13 protein-coding genes are annotated in these 13,965 nt (G+C 69.5%); 10 read left to right on the forward strand and 3 right to left on the reverse strand.

The annotated features are described in order from the left end of the window. The first annotated feature begins 137 nt into the window (after positions 1-137). From SROS_RS08680 to SROS_RS54380, 4 genes are read left to right on the forward strand one after another with little or no spacing between them, the layout of a single operon-like run. Entirely contained in the window at positions 138-1,265 is a 1,128-nt protein-coding gene (locus SROS_RS08680) for a polyamine ABC transporter substrate-binding protein (RefSeq protein WP_012888536.1), read from the forward strand. Continuing rightward, positions 1,262-2,137: an ABC transporter permease gene (locus SROS_RS08685; protein WP_012888537.1), complete on the forward strand. Its 876-nt coding sequence runs from the start codon at positions 1,262-1,264 to the stop codon at positions 2,135-2,137. Before SROS_RS08680 ends, SROS_RS08685 begins: the two co-directional genes overlap by 4 nt. Further along, positions 2,130-2,903, forward strand: a complete 774-nt coding sequence (locus SROS_RS08690) for an ABC transporter permease (protein ID WP_012888538.1) — start codon at positions 2,130-2,132, stop codon at positions 2,901-2,903. The genes SROS_RS08685 and SROS_RS08690 overlap by 8 nt, the downstream gene beginning before the upstream one ends. Beyond that, positions 2,903-4,486, forward strand: a complete 1,584-nt coding sequence (locus SROS_RS54380; protein WP_012888539.1) for an ATP-binding cassette domain-containing protein — start codon at positions 2,903-2,905, stop codon at positions 4,484-4,486. Before SROS_RS08690 ends, SROS_RS54380 begins: the two co-directional genes overlap by 1 nt. Here SROS_RS54380 and SROS_RS08700 read toward each other — a convergent pair. Next, the gene (locus tag SROS_RS08700) at positions 4,480-5,088 is read right to left on the reverse strand and encodes a TetR/AcrR family transcriptional regulator (RefSeq protein ID WP_012888540.1); all 609 of its coding nucleotides are present in this window, start codon (positions 5,086-5,088) and stop codon (positions 4,480-4,482) included. The genes SROS_RS54380 and SROS_RS08700 overlap by 7 nt on opposite strands. A 123-nt stretch (positions 5,089-5,211) precedes the next feature. On the opposite strand from SROS_RS08700, the gene SROS_RS08705 reads away from it, so the two are divergent. The 6 genes from SROS_RS08705 (at position 5,212) to SROS_RS08735 (ending at position 12,304) form a co-directional block, all read left to right on the forward strand. Beyond that, the gene (locus tag SROS_RS08705; RefSeq protein WP_245564591.1) at positions 5,212-6,486 is read left to right on the forward strand and encodes a glycosyltransferase; all 1,275 of its coding nucleotides are present in this window, start codon (positions 5,212-5,214) and stop codon (positions 6,484-6,486) included. A gap of 34 nt (positions 6,487-6,520) precedes the next feature. Continuing rightward, positions 6,521-7,927 (forward strand): aminobutyraldehyde dehydrogenase, encoded by a 1,407-nt coding sequence (locus tag SROS_RS08710; protein ID WP_012888542.1) that lies wholly within the window; start codon positions 6,521-6,523, stop codon positions 7,925-7,927. 195 nt (positions 7,928-8,122) lie between these two features. Next, positions 8,123-10,927, forward strand: a complete 2,805-nt coding sequence (locus tag SROS_RS08715; RefSeq protein WP_052316897.1) for a sensor histidine kinase — start codon at positions 8,123-8,125, stop codon at positions 10,925-10,927. Further along, the gene (locus SROS_RS08725; protein WP_012888544.1) at positions 10,924-11,346 is read left to right on the forward strand and encodes a roadblock/LC7 domain-containing protein; all 423 of its coding nucleotides are present in this window, start codon (positions 10,924-10,926) and stop codon (positions 11,344-11,346) included. The genes SROS_RS08715 and SROS_RS08725 overlap by 4 nt, the downstream gene beginning before the upstream one ends. Before the next feature lie 129 nt (positions 11,347-11,475). Then, entirely contained in the window at positions 11,476-11,757 is a 282-nt protein-coding gene (locus SROS_RS08730) for a DUF742 domain-containing protein (protein WP_031158898.1), read from the forward strand. Positions 11,758-11,764: 7 nt separating this feature from the next. Continuing rightward, entirely contained in the window at positions 11,765-12,304 is a 540-nt protein-coding gene (locus tag SROS_RS08735) for a GTP-binding protein (protein WP_012888545.1), read from the forward strand. Positions 12,305-12,408: 104 nt separating this feature from the next. Here the strand turns inward: SROS_RS08735 and SROS_RS08740 are convergent, their stop codons facing one another. Together SROS_RS08740 and SROS_RS08745 are read right to left on the reverse strand one after the other, a co-directional pair. Continuing rightward, complete coding sequence (locus SROS_RS08740) at positions 12,409-13,182, reverse strand: ABC transporter permease (protein WP_012888546.1); 774 nt, start codon at positions 13,180-13,182, stop codon at positions 12,409-12,411. Then, entirely contained in the window at positions 13,179-13,949 is a 771-nt protein-coding gene (locus SROS_RS08745) for an ABC transporter permease (protein WP_012888547.1), read from the reverse strand. The genes SROS_RS08740 and SROS_RS08745 overlap by 4 nt, the downstream gene beginning before the upstream one ends. Between the last annotated feature and the right edge of the window lie 16 nt (positions 13,950-13,965).

Consider the following 13,965-nt stretch of genomic DNA (forward strand, 5'->3'; position numbering starts at 1 on the left):
GACCAAACTTCCCAGGGGTGATGTCCGGCAAAGTCTTGCCCAAGTTATTCTTGGCTGCAACACTCCTGTTTCGGTCTGCCGTGTCCGTAACGGCCGGTCTACCCTAATTACACTTGAAATTTGAAGGAGTAGCGGTCGTGTCCCGTGCCCGGTACACCCGTCGTCTTCCGGCCGCCGCCCTGGTCGCCGGTCTCGCTCTCGCCGTTTCGGCCTGTGGCGGAGGGTCCACGGACACCGCCGCCGCGCCCGCCGCGAGCGCCTCGTCCGCCCAGCTCGACCCGAACATGGATCTGTCCAAGCAGAGCCTCACCATTTCGGTCTGGCCGGGTTACACCCCCGAAGACCTTCCCAAGCGGGTCAAGGACAAACTCAAGACCGAGCTCAAGGTCACCCTGCACGACACCAACGAGATCATCATGGGCAAGCTGACCACCGGGGCCGACACCGGTCTCGACGTCGCCTTCGTCTCCGGCCAGTACGCCCAGGCCCTCAACGAGGCCGGGCTGCTGGAGCCGATCCACCCCGAGCTCATCCCCAACCTGGCCAACCTCTACCCCGAGGCCAAGGAGCTCTCCTACGACAAGGGTAACGTCTTCTCCGTCCCCTACACCTGGGGCACCACCGGCATCTGCTACCGCAGCGACCTGGTGAAGACGCCGCCGACGAGCTGGAACGACATCCTCAACCCGCCGGCCGAGGCGAAGAAGAAGGTCACCATGATGACCACCGAGCGCTGGCTGGCCCTGCCCGCCGTCAAGGCGCTCGGCCTGTCGGTCAACACCAAGAGCGACGACGATCTGGCCAAGATCAAGGCGAAGCTGATCGAGGCCAAGCCCAACCTGCTCCGCTACGACGACGTCGACTTCGGCAAGCGCCTCATCAGCGGCGAGGCCGTGATGGTCGAGGCGTGGGACGGCTGGTGCCCGACCAGCGAGAAGAACATCGAGTTCGTGGTGCCGAAGGAGGGCAGCGACCTCTGGGTGGACACGATGGTCGTGCTGAAGTCCTCCAAGAACAAGGAAGCCGCGCACGCGTTCGTCAACTTCATCCTGGACCCGGAGATCCACGGCTGGGCCGCGCAGAACATCCTCTACAAGGTCCCGAACAAGGCCGCCATGGACGCCCTCCCCGCGGACCTCAAGGAGAAGAACAAGCCGCTCAACATGAGCCCGTCGCAGCTCCTCGCGGGCGAGTCCATCATCGACCTCGGCGAGGACTCCACCAAGTTCACCCGCCTGGCCACCGAGGTTCAGGCCGCGAAGTGACAAGCTCTACCGTCTCCGGCGCGACCGCGAAACAGCGGTCGCGCCGGTCGCGTGTGCTCGGACGGCTGGCCTTCCTCAGCCCCGGCCTGACCTACCTGATCGTCCTCATGCTGATCCCGCTGGCGCTGATCGTCAGCTACGCGTTCTTCCGCAGGGGACGGTTCGGCGGGGTCATCTATGAGCTGACCGGGGAGAACTTCACCCGGCTGATCGACCCCATCTACCTCGACGTCGTGCTCGACTCGCTGAAGCTGGCCACGGCCGCCACGCTGATCGCCCTGCTGGTCGGCTACCCCACGGCCTACCTGATCGCCCAGCTCCCCGCGAAGTGGAAGACGGTCGCGCTGATCGCGATCGTGATGCCCTTCTGGACGAACTTCCTGATCCGCATCTACGCCTGGATCGTTCTACTCAGCGGTCCCGGGCTGGTAAACACGGTTCTGGGCAAGCTCGGCCTGGGGCCGTTCGAGTTCCTCTACAACCAGGGCACGATCGTCACCGGTCTCGTCTACTCCTACCTGCCGCTCATGGTGCTCCCGCTGTACGCGGCGATCGAGAAGCTGGACCCGCAGCTCCGTGAGGCCTCGGCCAACCTCGGCGCCAGGCCCGCCCGCACGTTCGCCTCGGTGACGCTGCCGCTGACCCTGCCGGGCGTCATCACCGGCTGCATGTTCGTCTTCGTGCCGAGCTTCGGCAACTTCGTCATCCCCGAGCTGCTCGGCGGCGGACGCTCGATCATGGTCGGAAACCTGATCAGGGACCAGTTCCTCAAGGCGCGTGACTGGCCGTTCGGCTCCGCCCTCACACTGGCGCTGCTCGCCGTACTGATCGTCCTGCTGCTCCTGCAGGCATGGAGTGCCCGTCGTGCGTAAACCACGCCTGCTGTACGTCCCCTTCTGGGCGACCTACGTATTCCTGTACACACCCATCGTGGTGCTCGTCGTCATGTCGTTCAACGCCGGCAAGTCGCCCTACTCCTTCGACGGCCTCAGCCTGAAGTGGTACGACAAGCTGGCCGGCAACGCCACCGTCGCGGAGGGCCTGGTCAACACGCTGATCGTGGCCGCCGGATCCACGGTGCTGGCCACGGTGCTCGGCACCCTGCTGGCGGTGGGCCTGGCCCGCCACACCAAGTCGCGGCTGCTGGACGGGCTCGGCGTGCTGCCGGCCGTACTGCCGGACCTGGTGCTGGCCATCGGCCTGCTGGTGTTCTACGCCATGATCAAGATGACCCTCGGCCTGCACTCGGTGCTGCTGGCGCACACGGTGTTCGGCATGGCCTTCGTGACCGCGGTGGTCCGCACCCGGCTCACCCACAGCGACACCTCCCTGGAGGAGGCGTCCAGGGACCTCGGCGCGACCCCGCTCACCACGTTCGTCCGCGTCACGCTGCCCCAGCTCATGCCGGGCATCGCGGCGGGCGCCATGCTGGCGTTCACGCTCTCCATCGACGAGTTCGTGATCGCCTTCTTCACGGCGGCCCCGACCACGCCCACCCTGCCCATCGTCATTTACTCAATGGTCCGCTTCGGGGTCACCCCGGAGATCAACGCGCTGGCGACACTGCTGCTGGCCGTGAGCTTCACCGTGGTGATCGTGGCCCAGCGGATGACCCGACTGACGGAGTCGCTGTCCTAATGCTGCAGATCACAGGTGTCAGCCGCCGGTTCGGCGACGTCACGGCGCTGTCGGAGGTCTCCCTGGAGATCCGGCAGGGGGAGTTCTTCGCGCTGCTGGGCCCCAGCGGCTGCGGCAAGACCACCCTTCTGCGGATCCTGGCCGGGTTCGAGGCCCCCGACTCGGGCACCGTCACGCTCGACGGTGAGGACCTGCTCGGCCAGGCGGCGCACCGCCGCCCGGTCAACCTCATGTTCCAGTCCTACGCGCTGTTCCCGCACATGACCGTGGCGAAGAACGTCGCCTACGGCCTGGAGCGGGAGAAGCTGCCCAGGGCCGAGATCCGTGAGCGGGTCGAGGAGGTTCTGGAGAAGGTCGGCCTGGCCGCGATGGCCAAGCGCAAGCCGCAGCAGCTCTCCGGCGGCCAGCGCCAGCGCGTCGCGCTGGCCCGCGCGATCGTGAAGCGGCCGCGCCTGCTGCTGCTGGACGAGCCGCTGTCCGCGCTGGACAAGAAGGTGCGCGCGGAGATGCAGCTGGAGCTCAAGCGCCTCCAGAACGAGGTCGGCATCACCTTCGTCGTGGTCACCCACGACCAGGAGGAGGCCATGTCGCTGGCCGACCGGATCGCGGTCTTCAGCGCGGGCAAGGTGGAGCAGGTGGACGCGCCGGTGACGCTGTACGAGCGGCCGCGCACGCCGTTCGTGGCCGACTTCGTGGGCGCCAACAACCTCTTCGAGGGCACGGCGTGCGCGGACGGTCTGTCCAGCGACGGCCTCGGCGTCCTGCCCTGCCTGTCCGACCTGGAGGAGGGCACGTCCGCGCTGCTCGCCGTACGGCCGGAGCGGCTGAGACTGATCAGCCTCGGCCACGCGCCGGCGGAGGCGGAGAGCGCGGTGACCGCCGGTGAGGACGTCGCGGACGCCGAGGTCGAGACGGCCGGCGAGGACGCCGAGGGTTCCGAGAGCGTGTCAGCCGACGAGGACACCAAGGACACCGAGGACGTGGCCGCCGACGAGGGCGCCGAGGATTCCGAGCGTCCCGAGAGCACCGAGGCCACCGAGGACACCAAGGACGTGGCCGCCGACGAGGGCGCCGAGGGTTCCGAGGGTTCCGAGAGCGTGTCAGCCGCCGGGGACGCCGAGAGCGCTGTGGCCGGCGAGGATGCCGAGGACGCCGAGGACGTGTCAGCCGACGAGGACACCGAGGACGCCGATAGCGTGTCAGCCGCGGAGGACGCGGTGGACGCTGAGGCAGTGACGGCCGACGAGAGTGCCGAGGGCGCCGGGGCCGGCGAGGACGTCGAGAGCGGCGCTGCGGCCGGCGAGGACGCCGAGGATGTGGCGGGCGCCGAGGACGCCGGGGACACCGGGAGCGTGGTGGACGGCGGCGCCGTGGAAGCCGTGGATCCGGTGGCCGGGGAGGGCGTGCTGCGGGGAGAGGTCGCCGACGTCAGCTTCTACGGAGGCATCTCGCACATCTCCGTCCTCGTGGCCGGACGCCCGGTGCCGGTCCTGGTGGCCACGCAAGGTGCCACCCAGGTCCAGGCGGGATCCTCGGTCGCCCTCACCTGGGCGCCCGAGGACGGGGTGCTGATCCCTCAATGAGACGTCTTGAGCGGGTTGTTCGTGACGGTCCTGGCGTAGGTCAGGATCAGCTCCGCCGCCTCCTGCGGGCCGATCACCGGGTGGCGGGCCGTTATGCGATAACCGTACGCATCCTCGAGCGCGACCAGGTTGCGCGCGATGAGCAGGGAGTCGCCGGACAGCGTGAAGGTCCCCAGCGCGGAGCCGGTCTCCAGGACGCTCTGGTACATGGAGACCTGGCGGTCGTAGAGCGTGGTGAGCAGGAGGGCGTACATCCTGTTGCGGGCGGCGGCGCCGCCGAGCTCGTTGAGCAGCCGCACGTCCGGGTCGTCCGGCCCGTGCGGCAGGCCCGAGCGGATGGTCACGACGAGCTTCTCGACGGGGTCGCGCATGCCGCTGATCCGCTTGAGACGCTGCTCGTAGAAACGTTCCATCCCGGCGTGGTGAGCGTCCACCAGCAGCTCGCCCAGGTTGGGGTAGTGGTAGAGGACGGCTCCGGAGGTCAGGCCGGCCTCCTCGGCGACGTGATTGAGGTGAACTCCCTCGGTGCCGTGCCGGATGATCGCCCGGTGTGCGGCTGCGATGAGATCCAGGCGACGATCCGCCCGCCTCTTGCGCGTCATAATTCCCCGCTCGTCGAAAACCACGCTCTGTGCCGGGGTCCATAGTGACCGCTTTCCGGCGCTTTAGCTAGATCTAAGAATTGAACCATTCTTCAAAGCCAGAATTCCCTCTCACTTGGAGGCATGATGTCTCTCACGATCCTGTTCATGCCGGAGAGCGCCTACGGGCCGACGAACAACTGCATCGGCATCGGTGACATTCTCCGCAAGCGCGGCCACCGCGTCGTCTTCGCAGCTGAAGCCTCCTGGAAGGGGAAATTGGAGGCTCTTGGATTCGAAGAGGATCTGGTGGATCTCGCGCCGCCGTCCGAAGAGGAGCAGGACCCCGGACAGTTCTGGAAGGACTTCATCCGGGACACCGCGCCGGAATATCGCAAGTCGACCTCGGCTCAGCTGGAGACGGTGACCAAGCCGATCTGGGAGGCGCTCGTCGACGGCGCGAAGTACTGCGAGCCTCAGCTGAAGGCGATTATCGAGCGCGTTCAGCCGGACGTGATCGTCGAGGACAATGTCATCACCTTCCCGGCGCTGCTCACGGCCGGTAAGCCGTTCGTCCGCATCGTCTCCTGCAACCCGCTGGAGGTGCGCGGCGAGGGCGTCGCCCCGGTCTTCTCCGGCCTGCCCGCCGACGACCGGTCCGAGTGGGACGCCTTCCGCGCCGAGTACGACCGGACCCACCGCGAGCTCTGGACCGCCTTCAACGAGTGGGTCGTCGCCCAGGGCGCCCGGCCGCTGCCCGAGCTGGACTTCATCCACGAGGGCGACCTGAACCTCTACGTCTTCCCGGAGATCGCCGACTACACCGACGCCCGGCCGCTGGACGGCTCCTGGCACCGCCTGGACTCCTCGGTCCGCGAGACCGACGGCGGCTTCGAGCTGCCCGCGTCGCTGGCCGACCGGGACGGCGCGCTGGTCTACTTCTCGCTCGGCTCGCTCGGCTCGGCGGACGTCTCGCTGATGCAGCGGGTCATCGACGTGCTCGGCACCACCCCGCACCGGTTCATCGTCTCCAAGGGCCCGCTGCACGAGGAGATCAAGCTCGCCGACAACATGTGGGGAGCCGAGTTCGTCCCGCAGACGAAGATCATCCCCATGGCGGACCTGGTGATCACGCACGGTGGCAACAACACCACCACCGAGGCGCTGCACTTCGGCAAGCCGATGATCCTGCTGCCCCTGTTCTGGGACCAGTACGACAACGCGCAGCGGATCCACGAGCTCGGCTACGGCGTCCGCCTGGCCACCTACACCTTCACCGACGAAGAGCTGACCGGCGCGCTGGACAGGCTGCTCGGCGACGCGGGGCTCCGTGAGCGCCTGGCCGCGGCCGGCGAGGAGATCCGCCGGCGTGACGGCCTGCGCAAGGCCGCCGACCTGATCGAGCAGGCCGGCGCCTGAAGGCTCTCAGCACCACCATCACAAGGGAAGTTCCATGGGCAAGTTGATCAACCCGGCAGACGGCGAACTCCTCAGGGACGTGCCGGACACCCCGGTCGCCGAGGTGGCGGCCGCCGTACGGCGGGCACGGGCGGCCTACGAGGAGTGGAGCAGGGCAACCCCGGCCGAGCGGGCCAAGGTGATGCTCCGCTTCGCCGACCTCGTCGAGGCCGACGCCGAGGAGCTCACCCGGCTGGAGGTCGCCGAGACGGGCAAGCCCGCCGCGGTGTTCCGTGACGGCGAGCTGCCGTTCGCGGCCGACAACCTCCGGTTCTTCGCCGGGGCGGCCCGCTCGCTGGACGGCACCGGGGCCGGGGTGCTCAGCTCCGGCTACACCTCGGTGCTGGTCCGCCGCCCGGTCGGTGTCGTCGGGTCGATCGCGCCGTGGAACTTCCCGCTCGTGATGGCCATCTGGAAGATCGGCCCCGCCCTCGCGGCGGGCAACGCGGTGGTCGTCAAGCCCGCCCCGCAGACGCCGGGCACCACGCTCCGGCTGGCCGAGCTGTTCGCCGGGGCGGGGGCGCCCGAGGGGCTGCTCCAGGTCGTCCTGGGCGACGCCGAGGTGGGCGAGGCCCTGGTCACCGACCCGGGTGTGGACATGGTGAGCGTCACCGGCTCCACCGAGACCGGCCGCGCCGTCATGCGCGGGGCCGCCGGCTCGCTGAAGCGGGTCCACCTGGAGCTCGGCGGCAAGGCCCCGGCGCTGGTCTTCGGCGACGCGGACCTGGCCGAGATGGCCAGGGGGGTGGCCATGGGCGCGACCTACAACACCGGTCAGGACTGCACGGCCGCCACCCGCGTCTACATCTCCCGCGAGGTGTACGGCGAGGCCGTCGACGCCCTTCATGCGACGCTGGAGAAGATCAAGGCGGGCGACCCCTGGGACGAGACGACCGACATCGGCCCGCTGATCTCCGCCGCGCACCGGACCCGCGTGCACGGTTTCGTCGAACGCGCCGCCGCCTCGGGCGCCTCGGTGCTCTGCGGCGGTGTCCCGCTCGACGGCCCCGGGTTCTACTACCCGCCCACGCTGATCGCCGGCGCCCGCCAGGACAGTGAGATCGTTCAGGGTGAGCTTTTCGGGCCGGTGCTGGTGGCTCTGCCGTTCGACGGTGAGGACGAGGCGGTACGGCTGGCCAACGACACTCCCTACGGCCTGGCCTCCTCGGTCTGGTCCAGCGACGTGGCCAGGGCGCTGCGTGTCTCGCACCGCCTCGACGTGGGCGTGACCTGGGTAAACGACCACCTGCCGATCGCCTCCGAGGCGCCGCACGGCGGGGTCAAGGGCAGTGGTTTCGGCAAGGACATGAGCCAGGAGGCCGTCCAGGAGTACTCCGTGACGCGCCATCTGATGATCAAACACCAGGCCCCCGAGGCCAGAGATTCCTTCCGGCCCGCCTGAAATTCTGGGGCGAATATCCCTTTTGTGGGGATTTGTCGACACTTACTCCATTCGAAGTGACATAAAGGATGTGCTCAAATTGCTTTCGCCGCATCCGCACCCGGCGAGGGGTTACGTAGGCCAGTGATGACACAAGACCGCCGGAGCCACCGTGCCTCAGGGGCGGGCAGCCGACTCCTGCCATCGAACTGGCGCGTGCGTCCCCGTCTGGTCGCGCTGATCCTGCTCCCCACCGCGGCGGCAGTGGTGCTGTCCGGGCTCCAGCTCACCAGCTCGCTGGCCAGCGCCGGGGAGTACCGCAAGATGACCGAGGTCGCCTCGCTCGTCGAGCAGCTCGGCACCCTCTCCCACGAGATGGCCGAGGAACGCGACCTCACCGCCTGGTACATCGCCGACAGGCGCCGCCCGGCACGCCTCACCAGGGTCAAGCAGCAGCGCGAAGTGGTCAACCAGGCCAGCGCGCAGGTGCAGAAGTCGATCGAGAGCCTCGACCGCGGGCAGGCGTCCCGGGTCCTCACCGAGACCGCCCAGGTGAACCGCTGGCTCAAGGGTCTGCCCGGTCTGCGCAGGCCGATGGAGGGAAGCGTGCTTCCCCGCGCGGCCCTCAGCATCTACTCGCGGATGATCACCGACTTCATCACCCTCCACGACGACCTCGGCCGCAGCGGCGGCGACGAGCGCCTGATCGGTGACGCGCTCGCGCTGGGCGCGCTGACGCGGGCCAAGGAGCAGGTCGCCGTCCAGCGAGGCATCCTGCTCGTCGGCCTGCAGGAGCGCAAGTTCGACTTCGACGACCCCGCTCAGTTCCTGGGTGCCCACCAGAGCCAGCTCAGCGAGGTGGCGGCTTTCCGCGCGACCGCGGCCTCCGGCGACATCAAGCGCTTCGACGAGGCGGTCAGCGGGGAGAAGATCGACCGGGCCGACTCCATCACGGCTCTGGTCCGATCCCGCATGCGCGAGTTCAAGCCGCTGCCCGTCAGGGGGCTCAACAACTGGTTCAGCTCCTCCACGGCGACGGTGGACGGCATGCGGGCCGTCGAGCGCGGCCTGTCCGCCGCGGTCGTCGCCCGCAGCCAGGAGATGGAGAGCAACGAGCAGCGCAGCGCCATCATCTCCGGTGCCGCGATCCTCGTCCTGCTGATCCTGATCCTGCTGATCACCGCCTGGGTGGCCGGAACGCTGGTCCGCCCGCTGCGCAGGCTGCGCAGCGAGGCGCTTGAAGTGGCCGACACCCGGCTGCCCGAGACCGTCCGCGTGCTGCGGGAGTCCGGGGACCTGGCCCCCAACGTCGAGGTGCCCTCCATCGGAGTGGTCTCCCGGGACGAGATCGGGGAAGTGGCCCGGGCCTTCGACGAGGTCCACCGCGAGGCCATCCGGCTGGCGGGCGACGAGGCCCGGCTGCGGAACAACGTCAACGCGATGTTCGTCAACCTCTCCCGGCGCACCCAGTCGCTCGTGGAGCGCCAGATCGACCTCATCGACGACCTGGAGCAGGGCGAGCAGGACGACAGCCGGCTGGCCAGCCTCTTCAAGCTGGACCACCTGGCCACCCGCATGCGCCGTAACTCCGAGAACCTCCTGGTCCTCGCCGGCCAGGAGCAGAGCCGCCGGTGGAGTGAGCCGGTCCCGCTGAGCGACGTCGTGCGCGCCTCGCTGTCGGAGGTCGAGAACTACGAGCGGGTGTCCCTCCGGGTGGAGTCCGGCACCTCGATCATCGGTTCGGCCGTCAACGACATCGTCCACCTGATCGCCGAGCTGGTCGAGAACGCCATCTTCTTCTCGCCGCAGGACACCAAGATCACGGTGAGCAGCAACGGCAACGAGACGGGCGCCATCATCCTGGCGGTCACCGACGCCGGCATCGGCATGAGCGAGGAGGAACTGGCCGAGGCCAACCGCCGGCTGGCCGAGCCTCCCGCGGTGGACCTGTCGGTCTCCCGCCGGATGGGCCTGTTCGTGGTCGGCCGCCTGGCCATGCGCCACGGCATCCGGGTCCAGCTCCGCCGTCCGGAGGCCGGCGGCCTGAGCGCCGTCGTCCTGCTCCCCGTGCAGGTGGTGGCCCAGTCCGCGCTGCCGGAGATGGCCATGGCCGGGCAGGGCATGTCCCAGCCGTCGTTCGGCAGCATGTCGAACCCGGACCCGTTCGGGGCCGGGCCGAACCCGAACCCGTTCGGCCTCGCCCCCGGGCGGGGAGCCGCCAACCGGCCGCCCGCGGCCCCGGACTTCTCCGCCCCGCCGCCCCCGGCGACGGCCGACCTCTGGTCGGCGCCGGTGGTGTCCGCCTCCGCGGTGGAGGACCTGTGGTCGTCGCCGTTCACGTCGGTCTCGTCGCCGCCCCCCGCCGCGCCGCCCGCCCCGGCCGCGCAGCCGTCGTTCCCGCCGTCCTGGCCGGAGGTCCCGCCGGTCGACCCGTGGACGCCGCAGCGGCAGGACACGCGGCAGGAGATGGTGGAGAGCACCCAGAACCTGCCCGCGGTCGAGGTGTCGGCGACGGAGCCGGAGCCGGAGGAGTTCCTGCCGATCTTCGCGGCGGTGGGGTCCGACTGGTTCCGCAGCAGCGCCTCCACCGAGCTCGCGCCCGAGTCCGAGCCCGAGGCCCCGTCCGAGCCCGAGCCCACGGCCAGGCCCCGGCCGCTGGAGCAGCCGCTCCAGCCGGTCCAGGAGGCCCAGCCGTTGCCGGTGCGGCAGCCCAGGCAGAGCCAGCCGCCCGTCGAGAGGCAGCCGTGGAGCACTCCCGCCGACCAGGGCTGGGCCGCCGCCGAGGTGGCCAAGAAGCCCGTGGAGGGGGGCACGACCGGAGCCGGTCTGCCCAAGCGGGTGCCCAAGGCGAACCTCGTCCCCGGATCCGCCTCCGCGGCGCCGGCGACGCCGCCGCCCCCGATGCCCCCGATCTCGGCGGAGCGGGTGCGCAGTCGTCTGTCCAGTTTCCAGCAAGGCGTACGGCAGGGCCGCGCTGAGATGAACGAGCGGTCCAACGCCGTCGAGGGAGAGAAGCAGTGAACCACCAACTCAGTCAGGCCGCCCGCGGCTTCAATTGGCTGATCACCGAGTTCGTCAAGGAGATGCCCGGAGTCGCCCACGCGGTGATCGTCTCCGCGGACGGTCTTCCACTGGCCTACTCGCAGGGCTTCCCGAAGGACCGCGCCGACCAGCTCGCCGCGATCACGGCCGGCCTGATCAGCCTGACCCAGGGGGCCTCCCGGGTCTTCGAGGGTGGTCCCGTCGCCCAGACCGTGATCGAGATGCAGCGGGGCCTTCTGCTGACGATGTCGATCAGCGACGGTTCCGCGCTCGCCGTACTGGCCTCGCCGGACTGCGACATGGGTCTGGTGGCCTACCAGATGACACTGCTGGCTGAGCGTGCCGGACAGGCGCTCACGCCTGCGCTCCGGGCCGAGCTGCAGTCGGCTCAGCGATAGGGGGGTGATATGGACGCACCAGGTTGGCGTGGACCGGGGGAGGAAACCCCGAACACGTCTCAGGCCAAGAGCGGGCGAGATCGTCTGATTCGCCCGTACGCTGTGACCGGGGGAAGGACCGCCCCTCGGATGCAGCTCGCACTCGAGGCGCTGGTCTCCTCGGCGACATTCGTGAGCGTGGATACGGGCACGCTCTCTACGGAGTATCAGGCGATCATCTCGTTGTCCCAGCAAGTGCGTTCGGTGGCGGAGCTCTCAGCCCTGCTGCGCATGCCGCTGGGCGTGACCCGGGTCCTGATCGCGGACATGGCGGCCGAGGGCCTGGTGCAGATCCACCAGCCGTCACTGGATGCCGGAAAGCCGGATCTCAACTTGCTTGAAAGGGTGCTCAGTGGGCTTCGCAGGCTCTGACGCCGGAATGACGTCGACGAAGATCGTTGTCGCCGGAGGATTCGGTGTCGGCAAGACGACCTTCGTCGGCGCGGTCTCCGAGATCATGCCGCTGACCACGGAAGCGGTGATGACAGAGGCCAGTGCGGAGGTCGACGACCTCTCGCACATCCCGACCAAGCGGACCACCACGGTGGCCATGGACTTCGGCCGGGTTTCGCTGGACCGGGACCTGATCCTGTACCTGTTCGGTACGCCGGGTCAGCACCGGTTCTGGTTCATGTGGGACGACCTCGTGAAGGGCGCGATCGGCGCGATCGTGCTGGTCGACACCCGGCGGCTGGCCGACAGCTTCCCGGCGATCGACTACTTCGAGGAGGCCGGACTGCCTTTCGTCGTGGCCCTCAACGGCTTCGGCGGCTCGCACATCCACGGTGAGGAGGAGGTGCGGGAGGCTCTGACGATCTCCCCGCACATCCCCGTCGTCCGGACCGACGCCCGGTCCCGCGACGCCGTGAAGTCGACCCTGATCACGTTGGTCGAGCACGTCCTCACCCTCCGGGTCTGAGGCCGTGGCGTGGGTCTCATCCCCAACAGGTGAGCCCCACGCCATGGCCACCGCCCCTGCCGCCGGCACGCGGCCCCGGAACGGCTCCGCAGGGGGCGGCCGGATCAGGCGGCGGCCGGGTGCCAGGCGAGCACGCGCCGCTCCACCCGGAGGAACGCCGTGTTCAGGCCGTAGCCGAGCAGCCCGATCAGGGTGATCGCCGCCCACATCGACGGGATGTCCAGCTCGCTCTGGGCGACCAGCATCCGGTAGCCGATGCCCTCGGTGCTGCCGACCAGCTCCGAGACGATCATCATGATCAGGGCGAGCGAGACGCTGAGCCGCAGGCCCGCGAATATCTTCGGGGCCGCCGCCGGGAGAACGACCAGCAGCAGCCGCCGGCCCCGGTTCACCCCGAAGACCTGGGCGGTCTCCAGATATCCGCGGTCCACGTAGCGGGCGCCGTCCGCCGAGTTGATCAGCACCGGCCACGTGACGCCGAACACGATGGCGGCCACCTGCATCGGGGACCCCACGCCGAACAGCAGCAGGAAGATCGGCAGCAGCGTGGGCGGGGGGATGGACCGGCCGAGCTGGATCAGCGGGCCGACATACTCCGACAGGCGGGCCGAGCGGCCGACGGCCACCCCGGCGACGATCCCGACCAGGCACGCCGTACTCCAGCCGAGCAGCAGCCTGCCCAGGCTGGGCAGCACGTCGCCGAGCGCCTCGTCGGTCAGGAAGAGGCGGGCGGCCGGTCCGGAGAACCACATCTCGTGCAGCCGGGCCGCGATCGCCGAGGGCGGCGGGAAGTAGACCGCCCGAGCCCACCGGGTCAGCAGCTCCCAGCCTGCGAGCGCGACGGGCACGCTCCACCATCGGGCCGGCAGGCCTCTCACCGGACCTCCCCGGCCCCGGCGCGACGCCAGCCGAACAGCCGGTGCTCGGCCGTGACCAGCAGGGTATTGGCGGTCAGGCCGATGACACCGGTCCACAGCACGGCGGCGAGCATCGTGTCCCGCTGGTTCCCGGCCGCGGCGTCGCCGAGGAAGGTGCCGATCCCGGCGCCTCCCGCGACCAGTTCCACGCTCACCGCCACGATCAGGGCGACCGAGGCCGCGATCCGCACGCCGGTGACGACGAACGGGGCCGCGCTGGGCAGCGAGACCCGGACCACGACGGCCAGGGGGCCGAAGCCGAAGCTCCGCAGGGTGTCCTTGGCCACCGGGTCCACCTCCCGCAGGCCGTACATCGTGTTGATCAGCAGTGGCCAGGCCGCGGTGAACACGATGAGCGCGACCTTGGCCTGGGTGCCGTCGGTGAACAGGAACAGGGCGAGCGGGATCAGCGCCACCGACGGGATCGGCCGGAGGAACTCGATCAGCGGGCGCAGCGCGCTCTCCACCGTGGGCACCGTGCCCAGCAGCAACCCGGCGGGTACGGCGACCGCCACCGCGATCAGCAGCCCGCAGCCGCAGGCCAGGAGGGTGTGGCCCGCGTCGGCCAGGAAGTCCGGGTCGATCGCCAGCCGGGCCACGCCGGCCACCACGGTGGAGGCGAGCGGCAGCAGCAGCGGATCGATCAGCCCGGTGCGTCCGAGCGTCTCCAGTACGGCCAGGCACACCGCGACGCCGGCGACGCCGCGGCGGGTCCTGCGCAGGCTCAACGGTCAGGTCCCTGGG

Origin of the sequence: Streptosporangium roseum DSM 43021, assembly GCF_000024865.1 — a bacterium.
Taxonomy (GTDB): Bacteria; Actinomycetota; Actinomycetes; order Streptosporangiales; family Streptosporangiaceae; genus Streptosporangium; species Streptosporangium roseum.

Coding starts and splice junctions, on each gene's coding strand:
- SROS_RS54380 (WP_012888539.1), top strand. CDS start 2,903: ATGCTGCAGATCACAGGTGTCAGCCGCCGGTTCGGCGACGTCACGGCG.
- SROS_RS08700 (WP_012888540.1), bottom strand. CDS start 5,088: ATGACGCGCAAGAGGCGGGCGGATCGTCGCCTGGATCTCATCGCAGCC.
- SROS_RS08705 (WP_245564591.1), top strand. CDS start 5,212: ATGATGTCTCTCACGATCCTGTTCATGCCGGAGAGCGCCTACGGGCCG.
- SROS_RS08710 (WP_012888542.1), top strand. CDS start 6,521: ATGGGCAAGTTGATCAACCCGGCAGACGGCGAACTCCTCAGGGACGTG.
- SROS_RS08730 (WP_031158898.1), top strand. CDS start 11,476: ATGCAGCTCGCACTCGAGGCGCTGGTCTCCTCGGCGACATTCGTGAGC.
- SROS_RS08735 (WP_012888545.1), top strand. CDS start 11,765: ATGACGTCGACGAAGATCGTTGTCGCCGGAGGATTCGGTGTCGGCAAG.